The sequence below is a fragment of the Actinomadura luteofluorescens genome, from assembly GCF_013409365.1.
Taxonomy (GTDB): domain Bacteria; phylum Actinomycetota; class Actinomycetes; order Streptosporangiales; family Streptosporangiaceae; genus Spirillospora; species Spirillospora luteofluorescens.
This window is the reverse complement of the sequence record NZ_JACCBA010000001.1, coordinates 2,076,250-2,099,147: the sequence shown is the minus strand read 5'-3', so window position 1 is coordinate 2,099,147 and position 22,898 is coordinate 2,076,250. Positions and strand designations below refer to the sequence as shown.

Here is a 22,898-nt window from a genome sequence, read left to right as displayed (position 1 = left end):
CACATGCGGTCCGGACCCCGGGGACCCGTCCCCGGGGTCCGGCACCCGCCGGCACACCCAGCGACACGCAGTAGGTACGCATCAGCCACGCATCGGCGACACCCCCCTCCGGCACGGCGCCGGCCCGGAGTCGCCGATCTGAGGGGGTCAAGTGAAAAGGATCGTTCTCGTCGCGACCGCGGCGGTCGTGGCGGCGGGCGGCGCAGGGGTCGCCGTCTCCGCGAGCGCTGACACCGGGCACTCCGGTGCGACGGTCGCGGCCAAGGGCATCAACTGGGGCGCCTGCGAGGTCAGCGGCCCCAGCGACCCGATGAACAAGGCGCAGTGCGCCCAGGTCGAGGTTCCGCTCGACTACGCCCGGCCCAACGGCCGCAAGATCTCCATCGCGGTGTCGCGCTTCCGGCACACCGACGAGAAGAACTACCAGGGCACCCTGTTCGTGAATCCGGGCGGCCCGGGCGGCAGCGGCCTCCAGTACGCGCCCGCCCTCGCCCGCTGGATCGGCGGCACCGGGCACGCCGACGTCGCCGCCAAGTACGACATCATCGGCTTCGACCCGCGCGGTGTCGGCTCCAGCAAGCCCGCGCTGACCTGCGACCCGAACTTCTCCGACCCGATCCGGCCGGACTACGTCCCCTCCTCCGCCAAGGAGGAGAAGGCCTGGATCGCCAAGTCGAGGAAGTACGCGCAGGACTGCGCGAAGAAGTTCGGCTGGCTGCTGCCGCACATGCGCACCACCGACGCCGCGCGCGACGTCGACGCGATCCGCGCCGCGCTCGGCCAGGACAAGATCAGCTGGTACGGCTTCTCCTACGGCACCTACTTCGGCGCCACCTACGCCACGCTCTTCCCCAAGCGCGTGAACCGGATGGTGCTCGACGGCAACGTCAACCCGAAGACGGTCTGGTACGACGCCCAGCTGGAGCAGGACAAGGCCTTCGAGCACAACATGAAGGCCTGGTGGGCCTGGATCGCCAAGTACGACTCGCTCTACCACCTCGGCAAGAGCGAGAAGGCCGTCGAGGCCAAGTACTACGCCGTCCGCGCCGCCGCGAAGAAGGCGCCGATCGGCGGCAAGATGGGGCCGGACGAGCTGGACGACACCGTGCTGTCCGCCGGCTACAACACCGGCTACTACATCCCGTTCGCCCAGGCGCTCTCGGCGTGGGTCAACGACAAGGACGCCTCCGGGCTCCTCGACTGGATGAGCCCCGGCGGTGACGACAACGGCTTCGCCGTCTACAACGCCGTCCAGGCCGCCGACGCCCGCTGGCCGCGCAACTGGAGCAAGTGGCACCACGACGCCGCGAAGCTCTACCGGCAGGGCTACAGGTTCAACACCTGGAGCAACGTCTGGTTCAACGCCCCGATCGCCTTCTGGCCGTTCCAGGGCGGGCCGGAGTTCAGGCTGAAGGGCGCCAAGGGCCTGGCGGGCATGCTGCTCGTGCAGTCCACCCAGGACGCGGCGACCCCGGTCGCGGGCGGCCTGGAGATGCACAAGCTCTTCCCGTCCTCGCGCCTGGTGTTCGAGGTCGGCGGCAAGACCCACGCCAACACGCTCAACGGCAACGTGTGCCTGGACGACAAGGTCGCGGCGTACCTCGACACCGGGGCGCTGCCGCAGAGCCACCGCGGCCCGGACGCCTACTGCAAGGCCGTCCCGGCGCTGAACGACCCCGACCCGACGGCCATGACCGCGAAGGCCGCGCGCGCCTCCGCGGGCAAGGACCTGCCGGTCGGGCGCCCCTGATACGGGGGTAATACAGCAGCTGGTCGGTACCGCACGCCGGTTCGCGGTGTGCCGGGCCCGCCCCCTCGCGGGGCGAGTCTGGCACACCGCGTTTCGCTTTACGGGCGGTTGGTTTTCGGTGGTGCTCCCGTTTGGGGGCGGAATCGCGCGATCCTCTGGGGTACGCGGTTCCCGGCCGTCCCGCCGGTAGAAAGCGAACGTGCTGAACGACGCTGGAAAGAGGGCCGCCGCCGGGACGGCGGCCGCCGCGATCACGCTCGCCGTCGCCGGGGCCGCCGCGCTGGGGACGCCCGCGGACGCCGCCCCCGCCCTCCGCCCCGAGCCGAGGCCCGCCGGCCTCGCCTGGAGGTCCTGCCCCGCCAAGGACCCGGTGGAGGGCGCCCGGCTCAAGGGCCTGCAGTGCGCGTCCCTCCGGGTGCCGCTCGACTACGCCGACCCGGCCGGCAGGCAGATCACCCTCGAACTCAGCCGCGCCCGCCACACCGCGCCCAGATCCAAGGGCGTGGTGCTGCTCAACCGGGGCGGGCCCGGCGCGCACGGGCGCGACCTGTCCGGCTTCTTCGCCGAGTCGCTGCCCAAGCGGGTCGCCGCGTCCTACGACTGGATCGGCTTCGACCCCCGCGGCGTCGGCGCCAGCAGGCCCGAACTCGTCTGCGACCCCGCCTACCAGAGCCCCGGCCGCGCCCGCCCCGACTCCGTCCCCGCGAGCGCGGCGGAGGAGGAGGCGTGGAAGGCCAGGGCGCGGCACTACGCGGGCGACTGCGCCCGCCGGTACGGCGCGATCCTCCCGCACATGGGCACCGCCGACTCGGCCCGCGACATGGACGCCGTGCGCGCCGCCCTCGGCCAGCAGAAGATCAGCTACTTCGGGTACTCGTACGGGACGTACCTCGGCGCGGTGTACGCCACGATGTACCCGCAGCGGGTCCGCCGCATGGTGCTCGACAGCGTCGTCAGGCCGAGCGGGGTCTGGTACGGCGACAACCTCGACCAGAACGTCGCCTTCGAGAAGCGCATCCGCGCGTACTTCGCCTGGATCGCCCGCCACCACAAGACCTACCGGCTCGGCGACTCCGGCCGGAAGGTGGCCGCCGCCTACGCCAGGGTGCGGGCCGCGCTCAAGGCCAAGCCGATCGACGGGCGCGTCGGCCCCACCGAACTCGACGAGGGGTTCCTCGCCGACGGCTACGGCGACTACACCTGGGCCGCGCACGCGAGGGCGCTGTCGGCCTACGCCGTCCGGCGCGACCCGGGTCCGCTGCGCAAGGTGTGGCAGCCGCCGTCGCGGCTCGACCAGAACAACTACACGGTCTACAACGCGGTCCAGTGCCGGGACGCGGCCTGGCCGCGCGCCTGGGGACGCTGGCACGCCGACAGCGAGCGCCTCTACCGCCGGGGCTACCGTTTCGAGACCTGGAGCAACACCTGGTACAACGCGCCCTGCGCCTTCTGGGGGGTGCCGGGAGGCCCGCCGCCGCGGGTGGGGGGCGGCTCCGCGCTGCCGCCGATCCTGATGGTGCAGGCCACCGAGGACGCGGCGACCCCGTATCCGGGCGTGCTGGAGATGCACCGCAGGTTCCCGACGTCGAGGCTGCTCGTCCAGGTCGGCGGGCGCAACCACGGCGTCTCGCTCTCCGGTGACCGGTGCGTCGACGGGTCCGTGGCCGCCTATCTCGGCGACGGGAGGCTGCCCGCGAACCGGCCGGGGCCCGACCAGAAGTGCGCGGCCGGGCCCGAACCGGTCGCGGCCAAGGCGGGCAGGGCGGAGCAGGCGGCCGCGCACCGGTGAATCCCGCCCGGATGGGGCCGTGACGGAGGCCGCGGAGGTGCGCGGCCCCCGGACGGCATAGTCTTGGCCACGTGGAGCTTTCAGTGGTGAGGGCTGGGGGCCGGTAGCCGTGCGGATGCTGGGCTCGATGCCGGTGCGCGTGCTGGACGACCGGTACCGTGCGGAAGCCCTCGCGATCCTGGACGCCGACCCGGTGTCCAACGTGTTCGTGAGTTCCCGCGTGCACGCCGCGGGGCTCGACCCGCGCCGCCTCGGCGCCCAGATGTGGGGCTACCTGCGCGACGGCAGGCTCGTCTCGCTGTGCTACTCGGGCGCCAACCTCATCCCGGTCGCGGCCGGGCCGGAGGCCGTCCGGGCGTTCGCCGAGCGGGCCCAGGCGCAGGGGCGGCGCTGCTCGTCCATCGTCGGGCCCGTCGGCGCGGTCGGGGAGCTGTGGGAGATCCTCGCGCCGTACTGGGGGCCGCCCCGGGCCGTCCGCGCCGCCCAGCCGGTGATGGCGACCTCGACCGTCCCCGACGTGCCGGCCGACCCCGGTGTGCGCCGGGTCCGGATGGAGGAGTTCGACATCGTCTACCCGGCCTGCGTGGCGATGTTCACCGAAGAGGTCGGGGTGTCGCCCAACGCCGGTGACGGGGGCGTGCTCTACCGGGCCCGCGTCGCCGAGCTGATCCGCGACGGCCGCGCCTTCGCGCGCATCGAGGACGGCCGCGTCATGTTCAAGGCCGAGGTCGGCGCCGTCACCCCGCGGGCCTGCCAGGTGCAGGGCGTGTGGGTGCCTCCCGACCTGCGGGGGCAGGGCCGGTCGGAGACGGGGATGGCCGCGGTGGTGCGGGAGGCGCTGCACGGCATCGCGCCGACCGTGTCGTTGTACGTCAACGACTACAACACCCGGGCCCGGGCGGCCTACCGCCGGGTCGGGTTCACCGAACTGGGCTCCTTTATGTCCGTTCTTTTCTGATTGTTATTGCGTGCCTGATCTGCCCCGGTACCTGAATCGATCTTCTGGGCCGGGTACCATCCCGCCGTGGAGTTCGCCGGGGCACTGCGGCAGGCGATCCAGGCGAGCGGGCTGACCCTGGAGCGGATCCGCCACCGGCTCGGCCGGCGCGGGCTCACGGTCAGCGTGGCCACCCTCAGCTACTGGCAGCGCGGCCGCAGCCGGCCGCGCTCGCGCACCGTGGTCGTCGCGCTGGAGGAGATCCTGCAGGTGCCGTCCGGCACCCTCATCGAGTTGCTGGAGGACCCCGCGCCGAACGCCGTGCCCGTCCGGGGCGCGGCCGTGCGCGGGGCCGCCGGCCCGCCGAACGGGGCGGAGCGGGGGCGCGGCGTCCGCGACCTGTGGCCCGACCCCGAGCGCTACGCCTGCCTCGTCGGGCAGCTCGACCGCTCGGGCGACCACCGGCTCGAACGGCTCAGCGTCCACGACGTCTACCGGCTGGACGAGGCGCGCCGGTCCTGGACGCTCTCGGTGCGCACCGTCCTGCGGGCCGCCGGCGACGACATCGACCGCGTGGTCTGCGTCCACCAGACGGGCGACGGAGACCTCGCCGGCGTCGCGGACGGTGGCGCCGGTGGCGCTGGCGGCGTGGCCGGGCTGCTGGACGTGCGGTACTGCCGCCCTGGCCGGATCCGCGCCGAGGGCGGGCTGGTGGCGTTCGAGCTGGTCTTCGACAGGGTGCTGGCGACGGGCGACACCGCGGTCATCGAGTACGAGCTGGGGCCGATCGGGCTGCCCGCGCCCGACGGCTACGACCGGCGCTTCTCCCATCCCGTCCACGACTACGTGGCGCTCGTCCAGTTCGACGGCGACCGGCTGCCCGCCCGCTGCTACGGCTTCACGGCCGAGAGCTCCGCGTCCCCGCGCCGGCGGCTCGGCGAATTGTGGATCGGCACTTCGGGAAGTGCGAACCTCGCGGTCGGAACCGTGCGCCGCGGGATAGTGGGCATCGAGTGGGAATGGCATTAACATCGGAAAGCGGGGGTCGGGGTAACTCCACGGACGGAATTCCGATGAAGAAACCCCTGTTCACGGCCGTCGCGGCGGCGTGCCTGATCGCAGTTTCCGCCGCCCCCGCCCCAGCCGTGACCTTTCGCGCGCCGCTGACCCTCGCCGCCTCGGGGCAGGGGATCGCCGGCCAGTACATCGTGACGCTGAAGCCAGGTGTGTCGATCGTCGCCACCGTTTCCGAGCACGGCATCAAGACCATGTACCGCTACGGCCGGGTGCTGAACGGATTCGCCGCGAAGCTCGACTCCCGGAAACTCGCGAAGCTGCGCGGCGCCCCCGGCGTCGTCCGCATCGAGCAGGACGCGGTCGTCCGCGCCGACGGCACGCAGCAGAACCCGCCCTCGTGGGGCCTGGATCGCATCGACCAGACCGCACTCCCGCTGTCGCACAGCTTCACCTACAACGCGACCGGCGCGGGCGTGTACGCCTACATCATCGACACCGGCATCTACGCCGCACATCCGCAGTTCGGCGGGCGCGCGTCCAACGTGTACGACGCCCTCGGCGGCAACGGCGCCGACTGCAACGGCCACGGGACGCACGTCGCGGGGACGGTCGGCTCCACCTCCTACGGCGTCGCCAAGAGCGTCTACCTGCGCGGTGTCCGCGTGCTGAACTGCCAGGGGAGCGGCACCAGCTCCGGCGTCATCGCGGGCATGAACTGGGTGGCGGGCCACCGCTCCAGGCCGGCGGTGGCCAACATGTCGCTCGGCGGCGGCTTCTCGTCCTCGATGAACTCCGCCGCCGACAACCTCGCGAGCTCCGGCGTGTTCCTCGCCGTCGCCGCGGGCAACGACGGCCGCAACGCCTGCGACTACTCGCCGGGGAGCGCGGCGAACACCACCACGGTCGCGGCGAGCACGATCAGAGACGCCAGGGCCTCCTACAGCAACTACGGGGCCTGCGTCGACCTGTACGCCCCGGGGTCGTCCATCACCTCGACCTGGCTGAACGGCGGGACGAACACCATCAGCGGCACCTCGATGGCCACCCCGCACGTCACCGGAGTCGCCGCCCTCTACAAGGCCGCCAACGGCGACGCCTCCTTCGGCACCGTCCGCAACTGGCTCGTCTCCAACGCCGTCAGCGGCGTGATCAGCGGCAACCCCGCCGGTACGCCGAACCGCCTGCTCGACAAGCGCGGTCTCTGACCCGGCCTCCGGGCCCGCCCCGCGCCGGCGGGCCCGGAACCGCGGGCCGCGGCGCGGCCGTGAATTGGTACCCGATTCGGCGAAGGCCGGGGCCGACGGTTGTGACACTTTGCCTGTTGGCATCGGGGCCGCGGAGCCTTACAGTGAGCGCGGAAGTTGCAATTGCGGTAGTCAAGGCCGTTTTGCGGGGGCCGGCCGGAGCCGATCCGGAGGCCGAGCATGCAGAGTGTCGCAGAGGACGATCTTCTTCAGGTCCTCCAGTACGGGCCGTTCAACGTCGCCCTGCACGCGGCCATCCAGGCGCGCGGCCTGAGCCTGGACTCCCTGCGGCGCCGCCTGGAGGAGCAGGGCATCGCGGTCAGCCTGTCCACGCTGAGCTACTGGCAGCGCGGCCGGACCCGGCCCGAGCGCGCCGACTCGCTGCGCGCCGTCCGCGGCCTGGAGACCATCCTCGAACTGCCGCGGCACTCCCTGCTGACGCTGCTCAGGCCGACCACCGACCGTCCCGCCGGGCCCTGGCTGCCGGTCGAGGAGCTGTGCCCCGAACCCGGCGTCCGCGACCTGCTGGACGAGATCGGCGACCGCGGCGAGCGGCAGCTCACCGGGCTCAGCCTGCACGACCAGTACCTCATCGGGCGGCGCCGGGAGCTGCGCGAGGTCCGCGTCCGCGCGGTGTTCCAGGCGCAGCAGCGCGGCGTGGACCGCTGGATCGCCGTCTACCACCATCCGCAGGGCGTGCTGCCCTCGTCCCGGACCGTGCGCGGCTGCCGGTTCGGCCGCGTCCGGATGGACGAGACGAGCGGCCTCATCGCCGCCGAGCTGCTGTTCGACCGGGCGCTCGGGCGCGGCGAGACCTACCTGCTGGAGTACGGCTTCGGGTTCGAGGAGACCGGCCCGCCCGTCACCGAGGAGGGGCGCGGCTTCCGGACCCCGCAGCACGAGTACCTCATCGAGGTCCGGTTCCATCCGGCGGCGCTGCCCGCCCGCTGCTACCGGACGTGGCGGCCCGACGGGCACACCGCGCTCAAGGACTCCGCCGACCTGCGGTTGTCCAGCTACCAGAGCGTCCACTTCATCGAGTTCGGGATGGCCGCCGGCTACCACGGCATCCGCTGGGAATGGACCTGAGCCGGACGCCGACCGGCGCGCGGCCGCTACCGCACGAGCAGGTCGAGGAGGCGGTCGAGCTCGGCGGCCGGGTCCCCGGTGAGCCCGGCGTGCACCGGGCCCCGGCTGCACGATCGTGCTGCGCGGCGCGGTCAGCCACCGGAACCGCGCGCCCGGGGCCTCCCGCGCGGCCTGGCCCGCGCGCTCGCCGCCGCAGCACACCGCGTCCACCGCGGTGAGGGCGGACCGGACGCCCGCCAGGTCGAGCGAGGGGTCCAGGGCGAGCAGGCGCCGCTCGTCCAGATGCGTGCGGCATCCGAGGTAGTCGAGAGCGCGGCAGTACACGACCACGCCGACGTTCATGGACTCGCCGCGCTCGACGCGCGGGACGACGCGCAGCGCGGCGTACTCGAACACCGTCGGCTCGGCCGCCGTCCTGATGTTGGTCGTCCTGCCGGCGGTCACGACGCGCCCCCGAGCCAGCCGGGACGGTTCTGGCCGCGCCGGGCGGAGGTGTCAGGGCGGTGGCCGCTGAGGTCGAGGCCGGGCAGCCACTCCCGCGGCTTCCCGGCACGCGGCAGCAGGATGTCGAGGTAGGCGTCGCGGACGGCCTGCGGGCCGGCGAAGCCGGGCTCGCCCTCCAGCCAGCGGTCCGGGACGAGGCCGGCGACCTCGCGCAGCAGCCCCTCGGTGATCTTCGGGGCGAGCTCGGCCTCGGCCTCCTCCAGCTGCGTCGCGTACGGGGTCAGCACGTGGTCGTCCACGTCGTAGGGGCCGGAGAACAGCCGGGCCGCGTTCGACCACGCGTGGTGGAAGATCAGGCTCGCGCCGTGGTCGATGAGCCACACGTCGCCGTGCCACACGAGCATGTTGGGGTTGCGCCAGCTGCGGTCGACGTTGCCGATGAACGCGTCGAACCACAGCACCCGCGAGGCGAAGCCGGGGTCGGGGCTCCAGCCGAGCGGGTCGAAGCCGAGCGACCCGGGCAGGAAGTCGACGCCGAGGTTCCAGCCGGGGCTGGCCTTCAGCAGGTCCTGCACGTCGGGGTCGGGCTCGTGCCGTCCGATCGCCGGGTCCAGGTCGATGAGCACCTGCTCGGGCACCCGCAGGCCGAGCCGGCGGGCCAGCTCACCGGCGATCACCTCGGCGATCAGCGCCTTGCGGCCCTGCCCGGCCCCGTGGAACTTCATGACGTAGGTACCGAGGTCGTCGGCCTCGACGACGCCCGGGAGCGATCCGCCCTCGCGGAGCGGCGTCACGTAGCGGATGGCGGTCACATGTGGCAACACGTCGCAACGCTATCGGCTGGGGCGGCGGCCGGGATAATCGATTCCATGGGCGTTGAGCTGCTCGACCTGTCCGTGCCGATCGTCACGGGCATGCCGGTCTATCCGGGCGACCCCGAGGTGGAGGCCGTCCCGGCCCTCACGGTCGCCGAGGCCGGGGTGAACGTGCTGCGGCTGCATCTGGGGTCGCAGACCGGGACGCACGTGGACGCCCCGTTCCACATCGACGACGCGCTGCCGAGGCTGGACGAGCTGCCGCTGGCACGCTTCACCGGTCCGGCCGTGGTGATGGACGTGCGGGGCCTGCCGCCCCGCGCGCCGATACCGCCGGACGCCGTCCCGCCGGGTCTCGCGCCGGGCGACGTCCTGCTCATCGCGACGGGCTGGTCGGGGCACTGGGGGACGGACGCCTACCTGGCCCATCCGTATCCGGCGCCCGAGACCGCGGAGGCCATCGTCGCCGCGGGCGTGCGGACGGTGGGCATCGACGCGCTCAGCGTCGACCGGACCCCGCCGCCAGGGTCGGACGACTTCTCGCTCGCGGCCCACCGCGTCCTCTGCGGCGCCGAGGCGGTGATCGCCGAGAACCTGACCGGCCTCGGCCGCCTCGCCGAGGCCCAGGCGGCGGGCTGCGCGATCGAGGTCTCCCTCTTTCCGCTGGCCCTGGCGGGAGCGGACGGCGCCCCCGTCCGCGCCGTCGCGCGCGTGGACGACCGCGCGGTCCTCGTCTGAAACGAGCCGTACGCCTTCATACTGGGACCGACCAACAGGAAGGCATACACAGATGCGCGTGACGTGGGCGACGGACCAGGGGAGCCCCGACCGGCCCAACGAGGACTTCGTGGCGGCGGCCGCCGGGGCGGTCGTGGTGCTCGACGGATGCGGGCTGCCGCTCGGCACCGACCTCGGCTGCGCGCACGGGACCGCCTGGTACGCGCGCTCGCTCGGCACCCGGATGCTCGCGCGCATGCTGGAGGGGCTGGGCCCGCACGCCGGCCCGCCGATCGCGCCGCCCGAGGGCGCGCACCGGCCGGGGGACCGGCCGCTGGTCGCGCGGCTCGCCGGCGCGATCGCGGACGTGGCGACCGCGCACCGGGCGACCTGCGACCTGCGGGTTCCGACGACGCCGGCGGCGACCGTGCTCGCCCTGCGGCGGCGCGGCGAACTGGTCGACTTCCTGGTGCTGGGCGACTCGACCGTCCTGCTGCACCTCCTCGACGACGTGCGGGAGATCACCGGCGGCCGGGTCTACGCCGCCGCGGACCCCGCCGTGGCCGACGCCGCGATCACCGGGACGGTGCGGGCCGCCGAACTGCGGCGCGCCGCCCTGCTGACGGACGGGGCGACCCGGCTGGCCGACATGTTCGGCGTCACCGACTGGCCGGGGATGGTCTCGCTGGCGGCGGACCCGGCAGGGCTGATCAAGTGGACGCGGGAGGTCGAGGGCACCGACCCCGCGGCCGTCCGCTTCCCGCGGCACAAGGTCCACGACGACGCGACCGCGGCCTTCTGCGACTTCGGCGACTGACCCGGTCGATCGAGCAATCGCTTGGTCGGCGCCGGTATCGTGCGGGGACCGCGGGGAATTGGCCGCGGGGAAGGGACACGGCATGCGCCTCGGCATCACGATGTTCGCGACCGACCTGACCATGGCGCCGCACGAGCTGGCCCGGGAGGCGGAGGCGCGCGGGTTCGCCTCGCTCTACCTCCCCGAGCACACCCACATCCCCGTGTCCCGCGCCACCCCGCCGCCGACGGGCGCCGCGTCCCTGCCCGAGGAGTACTCCCGCACGCTCGACCCGCTCGTGTCGCTCGCCGCGGCGGCCGTGACGACCGAGCGGATCGTCCTCGGCACCGGCGTCCTGCTGCCCGCCCAGCGCGAGCCGATCGTCACCGCCAAGGCCGTCGCCACCCTCGACCGGCTGGCGCCCGGACGGGTCGCGCTCGGCATCGGCTACGGGTGGAACGCCGAGGAGGGCGCCGACCACGGCGTCCCGTGGAAGCGGCGGCGGGCCGTGGCGCGCGAGCACGTCCTCGCCATGCGGGCCCTCTGGACGGACGAGGAGGCCTCCTTCGAAGGGGAGTTCGCGGGCTTCGCGCCGAGCCGGGCATGGCCCAAGCCGTCCCGCCGCGTCCCCGTGCTGCTCGGCGGCGCCCCCGGCCCGACGCTGTTCGCGCACATCGCCGAGTACGGGGACGGGTGGCTGCCGATCGGCGGCGCGGGCGTCCGCGAGGCTCTGCCCGCCCTCCGCCGCGCCTGCGAGGACGCCGGGCGCGCCACGGTGCCCGTGATCCCCTTCGGGACGCTGCCCACCCCCGGCAAGCTCGACCACTACGCCTCGCTCGGCATCGAGGAGGTCGTGCTGCGCGTGCCGGCGGGCGACCGCGACGCGGTCCTTCCGGTGCTGGACGGCTACGCCCGCTCCCACCTGTGAGCTAGCGGATCATGCGGAAGCAGAAGAAGGTCGGGAACCGGTAGTACTGGCCCTTGCCGGCCTTCACCGCGCCGAGGATGAGGAACACCCACCCGCCGATCAGGAGCTCCAGGTACGGGAGGGCGAACAGCGCGAGGAAGGCGGGCTCTTCCAGCGCGATGGCCGGCGGGACGCAGACCGCCGCCACGGCCACGAGGTGGATCAGCATGGTGAGCTGGTAGTTCATCGACTGCGCCGCGTGGAAGCGGGTGAACGGCGAGGTGTTCTTCTTCACCAGGTAGATGACCAGCGGCGGCAGGAAGCCGATCAGGAGGTTCCCGACGTAGGCGAAGATCGCCCAGGTGGTCTCCTCGCCCGGGTGCGCGCCCGGGCCGTACGGGACGCCGGGAGGGCCGTACCCGTAGCGCGGGTCGTACGGACCGGCGCCGGGCTGGCCGAACGGCTGGCCGGGCGGCGGCTGGCCTGGCGGCTGGCCCGGGGGCTGGCCGTAGGCACCGTGATATGGCGGCGGCTGATGCGGAGGAGGCGGCTGGTCGGGCGGCGGCTGGTCGGAGGGTGGCGGGGGCTGGTCCGTCACGGTGTCGTCCTCATGTCCTCTTCGGGCGTCCCTCTGCGGGATACTGCAGGAATCTATAGGAACCGGGCTCACCGGCGCGCTTCTGAGCGCCCCCGGTCGACCGCTGAGCGGGACCTGCGTCCGGACCGCTCTCCGACATATTTTAGAATTTCGTTCGGCCAATGGGGCGATGGGGGCATGCCCCGCGAGGAGGCTGGACTTGAGCGCGATCCCGATGGAGCGGCCCGTGCTGGGGGACGACGAGGCGGCGGCGCTGACGGGCCTGGCGGCCCGCGTGCGCGAACTGGCCGAGGCCACCGTCCTCACCGGCGCCGGCGCCGCCGAGGCCGCCGCGGTGGCGGACGAGATCGCGGCGCTGACGGCCCGGCTCACCGCCGAGCGCCGCGGCGCCCCGCCGTTCGTCACGCCCGGCGAACGCCGAATGGACCGCCAGATCGCCAATCCCGTCAGCGGGCCGCTCAACCCCTTCGCGCCGCCGATCGGCCTGGACGTGACCTCGGACGGCGTCGTCCGCGGCGAGTTCACGCTCGGCGCCGTCTACGAGGGCCCGCCGTCCTACGTGCACGGCGGCGTCTCCGCGATGGTGCTCGACCAGGCCCTCGGCATGGCGGCGGCCGCCACCGGCACGCCCGGCATGACCGCGACCCTGGAGACGCGCTACCGGCGTCCCACCCCGCTCGGCGTCCCGCTCAAGGTGGAGGCGAAGGCGAGCCGCGTGGAGGGGCGCAAGGTCTACGCGTCCGGGACGATCAGCGCCCCGGACGGGCGGGTCACGGTCGAGGCGACCGCGATGTTCATCATGCCGCAGCGGTTCGTCACGTCGGAGTACTGACCGCCGCGCGCTCCTCCGCCGGGGCGGGCAGCAGCGCGAGCGCGCCCAGCGTCAGCACCGAGGCCACGATCATGCTGATCGAGATCGCCTGCCAGCCGTAGTCGTGCAGCAGCCACGTCGCCAGCAGCGGCGCGGGGCCGCCGGCGAACACCGACGCGAGCTGGTAGCCGATGCCCGCCCCTCCGTAGCGCAGCCGCGTCGGGAACGTCGAGGCGATCAGTGACGCCTGCGGCCCGTACTGCACGGCGTGCGGGATCTGCGCCACCACCACCGCGACGACGACCAGCGCCGCGACCTCGGTGTTGAGCAGCGCGAAGTACGGGAACGCGAACAGCGCCACGCAGATCGAGCCGGCCGCGTACACCCGCCGCGGGCCGATGCGGTCCCCGAGATGCCCGGCGGCGGGGATCGTGACCAGCTCCAGCGCGGCCGCCACCGTCACCGCGCTCAGCGCGAGCCCCTGCGCCATGCCGAGATGCTTGTGCACGTAGGTGAGCGCGAACGAGGTGAACAGGTAGAACGGCATCTGCTCCGAGCAGCGCAGCAGCGCGCTCAGGATGATCTCCTTGGGATGCCGCTTGACGACCTCGACGACCGGTACCCGGGCGACCTCGTCCCGCTTGACGACCTCGGCGAACAGCGGCGTCTCCATCACCCGGATCCGCACCCACAGTCCGATGCCGACGAGGACGAGGCTGAACAGGAACGGGACGCGCCACGCCCAGCTCCTGAACGCCTCGTCCGCCGACAGCGCGATGGCGGTCATCATGCCGGTGCCGAGGATGAGCCCGATCGGCACGCCGAGCTGCGGCAGGCTCGCCATCAGCCCCCGCCGCCTCTGGTCGCCCCACTCCATCGACAGCAGCACGGAGCCGCTCCACTCGCCGCCGACCGCGATGCCCTGCAGGATCCTCAGCAGCACGAGCAGCACGGGCGCGGCCCAGCCGATCGTCTCGGTGCCCGGCAGCACACCGATCAGCGCGCTCGACACGCCCATCAGCACCAGCGTGACGATCAGCGTCGCCTTCCGGCCGAGCCGGTCGCCCCAGTGCCCGAAGATCGCCGCGCCCACCGGGCGGGCCGCGAAGCCCACCGCGTACGTCGCGAACGCCGACAGGGTGCCCGCGTAGTCGCTCGACTCGGGGAAGAAGACGTCCTTGAAGACGATCGCCGCGGCGGTGTTGTAGAGGAAGAAGTCGTACCACTCGATCGAGGTGCCGATCACGCTCGCGGCGGCGGCCTTGCGGACCTGCGCGCGGCGCTCCTCGGCGTCCGCGGCGCCGGCGCGGCCGGCCTCTCCGGGATCCAGAACCATGGGAGCCGTTGCCCTTCCGACCGCCCCCGCCGGTCCCAGCGATTTGACCCACTGTTTCCCGCTGGGTTGACCGCCGAAACCGTGGCGGCGCGAAACGGTCGACAATCAGGTGGTCGCCCGCTCAGTACTCGTAGACCTTGACCGCCGGAGCGTGCCCGTACCAGGACGCGACGACCGACGAGGTGTGCTCGTCGGAGAGGAAGTCGACCCGCAGCCAGCCCTCGGTCTGCGTCACGCGCGTCTCGTATCCGGGGTTCGGCGTCGCCGACACCAGCCGCACCCGGTTCTCCTCGATGGACATCGCGGCGCTCCCGCCGCGCGTCGCGTAGCTGCGCACGTGGTTCGTCGGCCTGGCGGACGGGCTGCCGCCGCCCGGTCCGCCGTGCGTCGCCTTCGGGGTCCTGGACGGCGCGGGTGCCTCGTCCTGGCCGGTCGGCGGGCTCGACCGCACGGTGGGCGACTTCACGGTCGTCGGCCCCGGCGGCGTGGACGGGCTGGAATGGATCACCGGTCCCGCGATCGGCGGCGGCGCCGACCGGTCCGACACCGCGCTGCGCACGACGCCCCGCACGCCGAGCCAGGAGAGCGCCACCGCGAGCGCGGTCACCCCGGCCCACGGGGCAACATACGACATCGCGCGACGCATGGGCACATGGTGGCATACGGTTCCGCCATGGCGAGTGTGTTGGTGGTCGAGGACGACGCGAACGTCCGGACCGCCTTGATCAGGGAGCTGAGCGTCCGATCGCACGTCGTGCGCAGCGCCCCGACCGCGATGGACGCGTTGCGCGAGGTCACGCAATCCCCGCCCGACGTCGTCGTGCTCGACCTCGGGCTGCCCGACCTCGACGGCGCCGAGGTGCTGAAGATGCTGCGCGGCATCTCCGACGTGCCTGTCATCATCGCGACCGCGCGCGACGACGAGCCCGAGATCGTCCGGTTACTGAACGCCGGCGCCGACGACTACCTCATCAAGCCGTTCTCCATCGAGCACCTCAGCGCCCGGCTCGCCGCGGTGCTGCGCAGGTCGGCGCGGTCCGGGCCCACCGCGGAGCTCAGCGTGGGCGGGCTGCACATCGACCTCGACCGCCGGGAGGCGCTGCTCGACGGCGAACCGCTGGAGCTGACCCGCCGCGAGTTCGACCTGCTGGCCTACCTCGCCGCCCGCCCCGGCCGGGTCGTCGCGCGGCGCGAGCTGCTCGCCGAGGTGTGGCGGCAGGCCTACGGCGACGACCAGACCATCGACGTCCACCTGTCCTGGCTGCGGCGCAAGCTCGGCGAGACCGCCGCCGCCCCCCGCTACCTGCACACGGTCCGCGGCGTCGGGGTCCGCCTGGCCGACCCGCGCGCATGAGGCGGACCCTCGTCCTGGTGTCGCTGGCGGTCACCTCGATGGTCGCGCTGGCGTTTCTGATCCCGCTCGCCCTCACCGTCCGGGAGATCGCCCGCGACCGCGCCCTGACCACCGCCGAGCGGCAGGCCAGCGCGCTCGGCCCCGTCCTCGTCGTCACCGAGGACCCGGCCGCCCTCGAACGCGCCGTCGCCAGCACCCAGGCGGGCGCCGCCGGGCGGATGACCGTGCACATGCCGGACGGCGGCCTCGTCCCGAAGAACCCCCGCGAGGACGACGGCGCCCGTCCCGAGCAGCTCACCGAGGCGGGGCGCCGCGGCCGCTCCTACACCGCCCGCGTCGACGGCGGGTACGCGCTGCTCCAGCCGGTGTCGCTGGACGCGGGCCGCACCGCCGTCGTCGAGGTGTTCCTGCCCGACGAGGACCTTTCGCGCGGGGTGTGGAAGGCGTGGCTCGTCATGACCACGGTCGCCGCCGCGCTCGTCGCCGGGTCCGTCGCCGTCGCCGACCGGCTGGGCGCCCGCATGATCCGCTCCACCCGCCGCCTGGCCGAGGCCGCGGGCGCGTTCGGCGACGGGGAGCTGTCGGTGCGGATCGAGCCGGACGGGCCGCCCGAGCTCGTCGAGGCGGGGCTGGCGTTCAACGCGATGGCCGACCACGTCGTCCAGCTGCTGTCGGCCGAGCGGGAGATGGCGGCCGACCTGTCGCACCGGCTCCGCACCCCCCTCGCCGCGCTCCGCCTCAACGTCGAGGCGCTCGGGGACGGGCACGTCGCCGACCAGACCCGCGAGGCCGTCGACCGGATCGAGCGCGAGGTCGACCAGATCATCCGGACGGTCCGGCGGCCCACCGGCCGGGGCAACTGCGACGCGTCCAAGGTGCTGCGCGACCGGGTCGCGTTCTGGTCCGTCCTCGCCGAGGACGAGGGGCGCTCCTGCGAGCTGATCGGCGCCGAGGGCCCCGCGCCGCTGCCGATCCCCGGCACCGAGCTGGCCGCCGCCGTGGACGCGCTGCTCGGCAACATCTTCCGGCACACGGCCGAGGGCACCGGCTTCGTCGTCACCCTCCACCAGGGGCAGGGCGTCACCGGCATCCTCGTCGCCGACGGCGGCCCCGGCATCGCCGACCCGGACGCGGCGCTGAAGCGGGGCAGCAGCGGCGGCGGCTCCACCGGCCTCGGCCTGGACATCGCCCGCCGCGCCGCCGAGTCGACGGGGGGCTACCTGCGCATCCACCGCAGCGTCCTCGGCGGGGCCCAGGTGCAGATGTGGTTCCGCACGAGATGGCTGCCCCCGGCCCGCCGCTCCCGCCGCCTCGTCCGCCGCCGCCACTCCCGCAGCAAACGCCCGGTATAGCGCCGCCTTAAATCCGCCTTAACCACGCTGCCGCCGGGCGCGGCACCGCCCTAACGTGATCTCGTGAGACGCCCCCGCCCCCAGTACGTCGCCGCCGGCCTCATCGGCGTCGTCGGCCTCGTGGTCGCCGCCCTCATCGCCGTCGCCGGCCTGGCCGCCAGTGGCAACCTCCCCACCGCGCCCACCTCGTACAAGGTCCTGGGCCTCGCGGCAACGGACACCGCCGCTCCTCCGAGACCGGCATGAACGCGGCGACCGGCCCCTGCCGTATCCGCGAGCCAGGCCCTAGCCGTCGTCGCGGACGTGGTCGCCGGTCGCGCCGTCGAGCATTTCGCGGATGATGTCCATGTGCCCGGCGTGCCGCGCCGTCTCCTCGAGCATGTGGATCAGCACCCACCGCAGGCTCACGGTCGCGCCGTGCCAGGCGGTGCCGGTGTCCGTGAGGGCCAGCTCCCCGACGACCTTGTCGGACGCGGCACGCGCCCGCTCGTAGAACGCGACGATGCCCTCGATGGTCTCGCCGGGCTCGACCCTGAGGTCGGCCTCCGGGTCGTCGTCACTGAACGGAAGCGGCTCTGTCTCGCGTCCGAACGTCTCGCAGAACCAGTTGTACTCGACGGCGGCCAGGTGCTTTGTGAGGCCGAGCAGGCTCGTCCCGGACGGCGTCATGGGACGCCGCGCCTGCTCTTCGTCCAGCCCGTTCAGCTTCCACAGGACGACGTCCCGATGCCGGTCGAGGGCGGCCTGCAGACTTTCCTTCTCACCACCGGTGTACGGCACTTCTTCCATGCGAGGACGTTAGCAACACGACGGAACCGGGTCGACGCCCGAGGGCGCCGACCCGGCGGGAAGCCCGCTCAGCAGTTGGAGTAGTTGACGTACCACTTGCCGCGGATGGCCCCGTCGTCAGCGCCGAGCATGTAGTCGGCGATCCACTGGGTGGAGTTCAGCCGGACCCACAGGTACCCGTCCCTGCGCTGGATGGAGTCCCAGTCCGTCCGGACCTTGGAGCCCTTCGCCAGGACGCCGACCTTCGCGTAGCCGGTGCCCGGCCCCGTGCGGACGTTGAGCCCGTCCGCCGGCAGGACGACCCCGTCGCACAGGCGAACGCGCTGCTCGTCGCGGACGAGGAGCCGGTTCATCGCCGCGGCGGCGCCCTCCGGCCCGACCTCGATGGCGCCCGGCCCGTGCCCTTCCTCCTCCGGAGGGCCGGGCTGGACCGCGGCCGACCCGTCCGGGCCCGGCGCCGGCGGCGGTGCGGCCCCGGCTACCGCGCCCGCACCGAGTGCGCTGCCGGCCAGCGTCGTGGCGACCAGAACGACGCCGAGCTTCGTGCCTATCTGCATCTGTACCTCCCGACTGAGGCGGCGGACTTACAACCTCATGTTACTCATAGTCATCGTGCGAGTGCAGAGAGTTGTGCAGACACATCTTTGTGGCGCAGAAATGGGCGAGTTCCACTTCCCTTTACTGCCGTCCGAATGACGTCCGCCCGAACGGGTCATTGGCCGCAGCGGCCGGTCACCACCCTGCCGCCTACGCCGCGCGGGCCCGGCGCCGGCGAGCGCCTCTTGTCCGCCCGGCGGCGCCGAAGACTCGCAGCATGGCCGCGGGGTTGAGATAGGAGTCGGGCGGGAGGGCGCCCGAGAAGACACCGAGGAAGCGCGTGACCTCGGCGGGACGGTCGGCGACTGCGGTGTACAGCAGCCGTTCGGTGATGCCGGGCGAGTGCCCGGCCAGCCCGACGGTGTGGTCGTACATCGGCCGGACGGCGCGGTCGCGCCGGCGGTGGTAGGCGGCGAGGGACGGAACGCCGTCCAGTTCGGCGGAGAGCGCTTCGGCGAGGAGGTCGGCGTCCCGCAGCGCGTTGGTGATCCCCTGGGCCGACACGGAGTCCATCACGACGCCGGCGTCCCCGACCAGCGCCCAGCCGGGGCCGTGGGGCAGGCGGAACCGGTTCGGCTGGTCGGGGGTGGTGCGCAGCCGCTCCTCACGCCGCGCCTCCCGCGCCCGCCCGCCGAGGTCCCCGCAGCCGTCCAGGGCGGCGAGGTAGTGCTTCTCGATGTCGCGGCGGAAGACCTCGAACCCGGAGAGCGGTTCGGACAGGTACACCATGGTCAGGTCGTCGTTGGTCGGAAAGACCGCTACCAATCGGCCCCGCCGCCGGTAGACCTCGCCCGCGGTGACGGGGAGCCCCGAAAAGTAGGTGTAGCAGGCGAAAGCCCGCACCGGCCGCTGCCGATAGGTACGCGCTCCCACGGCCGAGGCGACGAAGGAGTTCTTCCCGTCTGCACCCACGACGATCCGGGCTCGCAGTGCGACCGAGGAGCCAAGTCGCTCCCTCCCTCGAACTCCGACCACCCGCCCCTCGCTCCACACCAGTTCCTCCACCCGGAAGTTCTCGCGGACGTCGGCGCCCGCCGACCGGGCGGCATCGACCAGGGCGGCGTCCAGCAGGGTCCGGCGGGGACTGTAGAGGGCGTCCGCACCTTCGAACGGGGGGAACGAGCCGTCGAGCACTACCTCGCCCGCATCGAACCGGAGCCGGCGGGTCGGCGGGGTGCCCGCGGCGCGCACCGCCTCCAGCAGCCCCCATCGCCGCAGCCTGGCGACCCCGGGCACCTGGATCTGGTGGGAGGAGATCGTGTCGCTCGGGAAGGCCACCCTGTCGACCACCAGAACGCGCAGACCGCGTCGCGCCAGCAGCATCGCCGTCGTCGCACCGGCCACGCGCGCGCCCACCACGATCACGTCGTAGTCCATCGCATCTCCTCAAGCCATACGCAACCGTATGTTCTCCGTACGGTACAGTACGGTCGTGTCCGAGCGCGCGGCAAGACCTCAGCGAAGGAAGACCCGGCAGGACTGGGTGGACGTGGCCCTGACGGCGATCGCGGAGGGCGGCGTCGCGGCGGTCGCCGTCGAGCCGCTCGCCGCACGGCTCGGGACCACCAAGGGCAGCTTCTACTGGCACTTCCCCAACCGCGGAGCGCTCCTGGAGGCGGCACTCGCGCACTGGGCGGAGCGAACGACGACCGCGATCCTGCGCGAGGTGAAGAGCGCCTCCTACGACCCGCGGGGCCAGCTCAAGCTACTGATCACCCGGGTGGTGGCCATGGCCGAGGAGGACCCGGTCGGCCCGGCACTGCTGGCGACGGCCACACACCCCGCCGTCGCACCCGTCCTCCGAGATGTCACACGTACGCGCCTGGACGCCGTCATCGCCCTCTTCGCAGAACTGGGCTTCCCCACCGACGAGGCGAGAGCAAGAGCACTTCTCGCCTACAGCGCCTACCTCGGCCACACGCAGATCGCCCACTCCACCCCGGACCTGCTCCCGAGCGGCAAAGAAGAACGCCGCCTCTACCTAGACCAAGTCCTCCACATCCTCACAGCACCCTGAAAACCCGAGGTGATGCAGCGGCACACCACACCGCTTGACGCGGTAGCCGTCGCGCGCCAGATCCACCCACACCCAAGCTCCGAGCCCAAGGCGCGACGAAGCCGCACCCCGGTCACGCGCCCAGCCACTTCAGACAGCCAATGCCAGCCGCTCAAGTTCGACAACACCACCCTGCCCCGCCCGACGCCCACAAGCTCCTCCCCGTGTTTTCACAGCTGAGCGCCTCCCCCACCGACATCCCCGGACGGGCCCGGACGAGGTGTGAATAAGGGTGGCTCAGGGGTTCCCTAAGTGAGGCTTAAAGGCGTTCTGTTGGGGGGTGGGGCGGCTTAGCGTTTGGGGTGTCAGATCGGAGACACGGCGGAGGTGCACAGGCGGAGAGCAGAGCGATCGTCGGCTGAGGTTCCGACTGAGGTTCCTGATTGAGACAGACTTCTGGCCTGCACGGCCCCCTAACCCCGCTCTGGGGCCGTGCGGGCCAGAAGTCTTTTCAGGGGCGGGGGAGGGCGCCGAGGAGGAGCAGGCGGAAGGCGTCGGCGGTGCCGGTGGCGGTGGTGTCGCCGGTGGCGAGGCGGCGGAGGGCCAGGCCGTAGAGCATCGCGACGATCGCCGGGGCGTGGGTTTCGGCGTCCGGGATGTCGAGGGCCTTCAGGATGGCGGTGGCGAGGCGGTCGTAGGCCTCGATGGAGCGCGTGGACGTCTCGCGGAGGGCCGGGTCGCGGGCGGCGTGCAGGTGCAGTTCGAGGTTCGCGATCTGCTCGGGGCCGTAGGCGAACTCGACGACGGCCTTCTCGACCTGGTCGGCGGCCTGGACGGGGGCGATGCCGGACTCGGCGAGGGACGTGACGTAGGCCGTGATGCGGGCGATCTCCTGCTCCACGAAGGCGTGCAGCGCCTCGCGCAGCAGATCCTCCTGGCTGGGGAAGTGGTAGGTCAGGGAGCCGAGGGAGACGCCGGCGGAGCGGGCGACGGCCCGGTTCGTCACGGCGCCGATGCCCTGCTCGCCGATCAGGCGGAGGGTGGCGTGGAGGATCTGCTCGCGGGCGCTCATCGATGCACAGTCTTCCCCAGAACGCGGGACTTCAGTATCGTTCGTTCGAACGAACGATAGCGGGAGGCGGCGTGGAGCTGGGGCTGGCCGGGCAGGCGGAGGCGCTGGCGAGGGGGGAGATCTCCTCGAGTGATCTGGTGGAGGAGAGCCTGGAGGCCATCGGCCGGCGGGAGTCGCTCGGGGCGTTCCGGGTGGTGCGGGCCGAGGCGGCCGCGCAGGAGGCGCTGGAGGCCAGACAAGCGGCTGGCGGAGGGGGAGCGGCTGCCGCTGCTCGGGGTGCCCGTCGCCATCAAGGACGACACGGACATCGTGGGGGAGACCACGCCCTTCGCGGTGGCGGGGGACCACCGGCCGGCGAGGCGGGACGGGGAGGTCGTGCGCAAGCTGCGGGCGGCCGGGGCCGTCATCGTGGGGAAGACGACGACGTGCGAGCTCGGGTTGTGGCCGTTCAGCGAGTCGCGCGAGTACGGAATCGCGAGGAACCCGTGGAATCCCGAGTACTCGCCTGGCGGGTCGTCGGGCGGGTCCGCGGCGGCCGTGGCGGCGGGCATGGTCGCGGCGGCGGTCGGTTCCGACGGGGCCGGGTCGATCCGCATCCCGGCGGCGTGGACGGGCCTGGTGGGCATCAAGCCCCAGCGCGGACGGGTCTCCGGGTATCCGCACACCGATCCGTTCAACGGGATCACGGTGTGGGGGCCGCTCGCGCGCACGGTGGGGGACGCGGCCCTGCTGCTCGACGTGCTGACCGGCAGCCATGACGAGGACGTCCACCGGCTCGACCCGCCGATCACCCCGTTCGCCGAGGCCGCGAGGCGGGAGCCCGGCAGGCTGCGGATCGCCGTCTCCTACCGGACGGCCCTCGGGGTCAGCGGGAGGCTCGACCCGCAGATCCGAGGGGCGGTCGAGCGGCTGGCGCGGAGGCTGACCGACCTCGGGCACAAGGTGTTCCCCGCGGACCCCGACTACGGGCCGACGGCGCTCGGGCTCGTCCCGCGCGGCACGGCCGGGGTCGCCGACTGGCTGGACTCCCTGCCGAACCCGCGGCCCGATCCCCGGACGGAGGCCGAAGCGCGACTGGGGAGGGTCCTCGGCAAGCGGCTGCTGCCTCTGGCCAAGCGGCTGGACCCGTATCTACGGCGGCGGGTCGGGCGCATCTTCCAGATCGCGGACGTGGTGATGACGCCCACGACGGCGCAGACGCCGTTGCGGGTCGGGGCCTTCGACGGGGCCGGCTACCACCGGACGCAGTCGGGGGTCGCGGCCGCGTGCCCCTATGCGTGGACGTGGAACGTGCTGGGATGGCCCGGAGTGAACGTCCCGGCGGGGTTCACCAGGGACGGGCTGCCCGTCGGCGCGCAGTTGCTCGGCCACGACTCCGACGAGGCGACGCTCATCTCGCTCGCGGCGCAACTGGAGTCGGTCGAACGATGGCACGAGCGGCGCCCCTAGACGCGTGACGGGCCGCCGGTGCGGGGGTCCAGCCGGTAC

23 protein-coding genes and 1 pseudogene are annotated in these 22,898 nt (G+C 73.0%); 15 read left to right on the top strand and 9 right to left on the bottom strand.

Going from position 1 to position 22,898, the window contains the following annotated elements; all coding sequences use genetic code 11:
• Positions 1-151 precede the first annotated feature (151 nt).
• From BJY14_RS09565 to BJY14_RS09540, 6 genes are all read left to right on the top strand, one after another.
• On the top strand, positions 152-1,750 hold the full coding sequence (locus BJY14_RS09565) for an alpha/beta hydrolase (RefSeq protein WP_312879095.1): 1,599 nt from the start codon (positions 152-154) through the stop codon (positions 1,748-1,750).
• A gap of 199 nt (positions 1,751-1,949) precedes the next feature.
• Positions 1,950-3,539, top strand: coding sequence for an alpha/beta hydrolase (locus BJY14_RS09560; RefSeq protein WP_179843278.1), 1,590 nt, complete (start codon positions 1,950-1,952; stop codon positions 3,537-3,539).
• A gap of 115 nt (positions 3,540-3,654) precedes the next feature.
• Positions 3,655-4,497: a GNAT family N-acetyltransferase gene (locus tag BJY14_RS09555; RefSeq protein WP_179849269.1), complete on the top strand. Its 843-nt coding sequence runs from the start codon at positions 3,655-3,657 to the stop codon at positions 4,495-4,497.
• Positions 4,498-4,563: 66 nt separating this feature from the next.
• Positions 4,564-5,505 carry a helix-turn-helix domain-containing protein gene (locus BJY14_RS09550; protein ID WP_179843277.1) on the top strand — a complete coding sequence of 314 codons (942 nt, stop codon included), beginning with the start codon at positions 4,564-4,566 and terminating at the stop codon, positions 5,503-5,505.
• 44 nt (positions 5,506-5,549) lie between these two features.
• Positions 5,550-6,698, top strand: a complete 1,149-nt coding sequence (locus BJY14_RS09545; protein WP_179843276.1) for a S8 family peptidase — start codon at positions 5,550-5,552, stop codon at positions 6,696-6,698.
• 219 nt (positions 6,699-6,917) lie between these two features.
• Entirely contained in the window at positions 6,918-7,826 is a 909-nt protein-coding gene (locus BJY14_RS09540; RefSeq protein WP_089312821.1) for a hypothetical protein, read from the top strand.
• 26 nt (positions 7,827-7,852) lie between these two features.
• On the opposite strand, the pseudogene BJY14_RS09535 reads toward BJY14_RS09540, so the two are convergent.
• A pseudogene (locus tag BJY14_RS09535) lies at positions 7,853-8,168 on the bottom strand (DUF3037 domain-containing protein).
• A gap of 98 nt (positions 8,169-8,266) precedes the next feature.
• Positions 8,267-9,094 (bottom strand): HipA family kinase, encoded by an 828-nt coding sequence (locus BJY14_RS09530; RefSeq protein ID WP_179843275.1) that lies wholly within the window; start codon positions 9,092-9,094, stop codon positions 8,267-8,269.
• A gap of 45 nt (positions 9,095-9,139) precedes the next feature.
• Between BJY14_RS09530 and BJY14_RS09525 the strand changes: the two genes are divergently transcribed.
• The 3 genes from BJY14_RS09525 to BJY14_RS09515 all read left to right on the top strand — a co-directional run bounded on the left by BJY14_RS09525 (position 9,140) and on the right by BJY14_RS09515 (position 11,526).
• A complete protein-coding gene (locus tag BJY14_RS09525) occupies positions 9,140-9,823 on the top strand; it encodes a cyclase family protein (RefSeq protein ID WP_179843274.1) in 684 nt (227 codons plus the stop codon).
• 58 nt (positions 9,824-9,881) lie between these two features.
• Entirely contained in the window at positions 9,882-10,619 is a 738-nt protein-coding gene (locus BJY14_RS09520) for a protein phosphatase 2C domain-containing protein (RefSeq protein WP_218905241.1), read from the top strand.
• 82 nt (positions 10,620-10,701) lie between these two features.
• Positions 10,702-11,526: a TIGR03619 family F420-dependent LLM class oxidoreductase gene (locus BJY14_RS09515; RefSeq protein WP_179843272.1), complete on the top strand. Its 825-nt coding sequence runs from the start codon at positions 10,702-10,704 to the stop codon at positions 11,524-11,526.
• Between the two features lies 1 nt (position 11,527).
• Here the strand turns inward: BJY14_RS09515 and BJY14_RS09510 are convergent, their stop codons facing one another.
• A complete protein-coding gene (locus BJY14_RS09510) occupies positions 11,528-12,103 on the bottom strand; it encodes a DUF4870 domain-containing protein (RefSeq protein WP_179843271.1) in 576 nt (191 codons plus the stop codon).
• Between the two features lie 199 nt (positions 12,104-12,302).
• Here BJY14_RS09510 and BJY14_RS09505 point away from each other — a divergent pair, with 199 nt between their 5' ends.
• Positions 12,303-12,935 carry a PaaI family thioesterase gene (locus tag BJY14_RS09505; protein ID WP_179843270.1) on the top strand — a complete coding sequence of 211 codons (633 nt, stop codon included), beginning with the start codon at positions 12,303-12,305 and terminating at the stop codon, positions 12,933-12,935.
• On the opposite strand, the gene BJY14_RS09500 is transcribed toward BJY14_RS09505, so the two are convergent.
• Both BJY14_RS09500 and BJY14_RS09495 read right to left on the bottom strand, forming a co-directional pair.
• Entirely contained in the window at positions 12,919-14,250 is a 1,332-nt protein-coding gene (locus BJY14_RS09500) for an MFS transporter (RefSeq protein WP_179843269.1), read from the bottom strand. The two genes, BJY14_RS09505 and BJY14_RS09500, sit on opposite strands and share 17 nt — an antisense overlap.
• 121 nt (positions 14,251-14,371) lie before the next feature.
• Positions 14,372-14,896, bottom strand: coding sequence for a hypothetical protein (locus BJY14_RS09495; protein ID WP_179843268.1), 525 nt, complete (start codon positions 14,894-14,896; stop codon positions 14,372-14,374).
• A 27-nt stretch (positions 14,897-14,923) separates the two neighbouring features.
• Between BJY14_RS09495 and BJY14_RS09490 the strand changes: the two genes are divergently transcribed.
• From BJY14_RS09490 to BJY14_RS09480, 3 genes are all read left to right on the top strand, one after another.
• Entirely contained in the window at positions 14,924-15,604 is a 681-nt protein-coding gene (locus BJY14_RS09490) for a response regulator transcription factor (protein WP_179843267.1), read from the top strand.
• Positions 15,601-16,956: a sensor histidine kinase gene (locus BJY14_RS09485; RefSeq protein ID WP_179843266.1), complete on the top strand. Its 1,356-nt coding sequence runs from the start codon at positions 15,601-15,603 to the stop codon at positions 16,954-16,956. Before BJY14_RS09490 ends, BJY14_RS09485 begins: the two co-directional genes overlap by 4 nt.
• Before the next feature lie 63 nt (positions 16,957-17,019).
• A complete protein-coding gene (locus tag BJY14_RS09480; RefSeq protein WP_179843265.1) occupies positions 17,020-17,202 on the top strand; it encodes a hypothetical protein in 183 nt (60 codons plus the stop codon).
• A 39-nt stretch (positions 17,203-17,241) separates the two neighbouring features.
• Here BJY14_RS09480 and BJY14_RS09475 read toward each other — a convergent pair whose 3' ends face one another.
• The 3 genes from BJY14_RS09475 to BJY14_RS09465 all read right to left on the bottom strand — a co-directional run bounded on the left by BJY14_RS09475 (position 17,242) and on the right by BJY14_RS09465 (position 19,719).
• Positions 17,242-17,745 (bottom strand): DinB family protein, encoded by a 504-nt coding sequence (locus BJY14_RS09475; protein ID WP_179843264.1) that lies wholly within the window; start codon positions 17,743-17,745, stop codon positions 17,242-17,244.
• A 68-nt stretch (positions 17,746-17,813) separates the two neighbouring features.
• Positions 17,814-18,302 (bottom strand): SH3 domain-containing protein, encoded by a 489-nt coding sequence (locus BJY14_RS09470; RefSeq protein WP_179843263.1) that lies wholly within the window; start codon positions 18,300-18,302, stop codon positions 17,814-17,816.
• 190 nt (positions 18,303-18,492) lie between these two features.
• A complete protein-coding gene (locus tag BJY14_RS09465; RefSeq protein WP_179843262.1) occupies positions 18,493-19,719 on the bottom strand; it encodes an NAD(P)/FAD-dependent oxidoreductase in 1,227 nt (408 codons plus the stop codon).
• 55 nt (positions 19,720-19,774) lie between these two features.
• Between BJY14_RS09465 and BJY14_RS09460 the strand changes: the two genes are divergently transcribed.
• Positions 19,775-20,359: a TetR/AcrR family transcriptional regulator gene (locus tag BJY14_RS09460; RefSeq protein ID WP_312879093.1), complete on the top strand. Its 585-nt coding sequence runs from the start codon at positions 19,775-19,777 to the stop codon at positions 20,357-20,359.
• 490 nt (positions 20,360-20,849) lie between these two features.
• Here the strand turns inward: BJY14_RS09460 and BJY14_RS09455 are convergent, their stop codons facing one another.
• Positions 20,850-21,410, bottom strand: a complete 561-nt coding sequence (locus BJY14_RS09455) for a TetR/AcrR family transcriptional regulator (protein ID WP_179843260.1) — start codon at positions 21,408-21,410, stop codon at positions 20,850-20,852.
• A 276-nt stretch (positions 21,411-21,686) separates the two neighbouring features.
• Here BJY14_RS09455 and BJY14_RS09450 point away from each other — a divergent pair, with 276 nt between their 5' ends.
• On the top strand, positions 21,687-22,859 hold the full coding sequence (locus tag BJY14_RS09450; RefSeq protein WP_312879092.1) for an amidase: 1,173 nt from the start codon (positions 21,687-21,689) through the stop codon (positions 22,857-22,859).
• Positions 22,860-22,898: the final 39 nt, after the last annotated feature.

What these genes read in the sequence shown, in the direction of transcription:
- BJY14_RS09555 (WP_179849269.1), top strand. Translation starts at nt 3,655, where the DNA reads ATGCTGGGCTCGATGCCGGTGCGCGTGCTGGACGACCGGTACCGTGCG.
- BJY14_RS09545 (WP_179843276.1), top strand. Translation starts at nt 5,550, where the DNA reads ATGAAGAAACCCCTGTTCACGGCCGTCGCGGCGGCGTGCCTGATCGCA.
- BJY14_RS09540 (WP_089312821.1), top strand. Translation starts at nt 6,918, where the DNA reads ATGCAGAGTGTCGCAGAGGACGATCTTCTTCAGGTCCTCCAGTACGGG.
- BJY14_RS09525 (WP_179843274.1), top strand. Translation starts at nt 9,140, where the DNA reads ATGGGCGTTGAGCTGCTCGACCTGTCCGTGCCGATCGTCACGGGCATG.
- BJY14_RS09515 (WP_179843272.1), top strand. Translation starts at nt 10,702, where the DNA reads ATGCGCCTCGGCATCACGATGTTCGCGACCGACCTGACCATGGCGCCG.
- BJY14_RS09500 (WP_179843269.1), bottom strand. Translation starts at nt 14,250, where the DNA reads ATGGTTCTGGATCCCGGAGAGGCCGGCCGCGCCGGCGCCGCGGACGCC.
- BJY14_RS09495 (WP_179843268.1), bottom strand. Translation starts at nt 14,896, where the DNA reads ATGCGTCGCGCGATGTCGTATGTTGCCCCGTGGGCCGGGGTGACCGCG.
- BJY14_RS09490 (WP_179843267.1), top strand. Translation starts at nt 14,924, where the DNA reads ATGGCGAGTGTGTTGGTGGTCGAGGACGACGCGAACGTCCGGACCGCC.
- BJY14_RS09485 (WP_179843266.1), top strand. Translation starts at nt 15,601, where the DNA reads ATGAGGCGGACCCTCGTCCTGGTGTCGCTGGCGGTCACCTCGATGGTC.
- BJY14_RS09475 (WP_179843264.1), bottom strand. Translation starts at nt 17,745, where the DNA reads ATGGAAGAAGTGCCGTACACCGGTGGTGAGAAGGAAAGTCTGCAGGCC.
- BJY14_RS09470 (WP_179843263.1), bottom strand. Translation starts at nt 18,302, where the DNA reads ATGCAGATAGGCACGAAGCTCGGCGTCGTTCTGGTCGCCACGACGCTG.
- BJY14_RS09465 (WP_179843262.1), bottom strand. Translation starts at nt 19,719, where the DNA reads ATGGACTACGACGTGATCGTGGTGGGCGCGCGCGTGGCCGGTGCGACG.
- BJY14_RS09455 (WP_179843260.1), bottom strand. Translation starts at nt 21,410, where the DNA reads ATGAGCGCCCGCGAGCAGATCCTCCACGCCACCCTCCGCCTGATCGGC.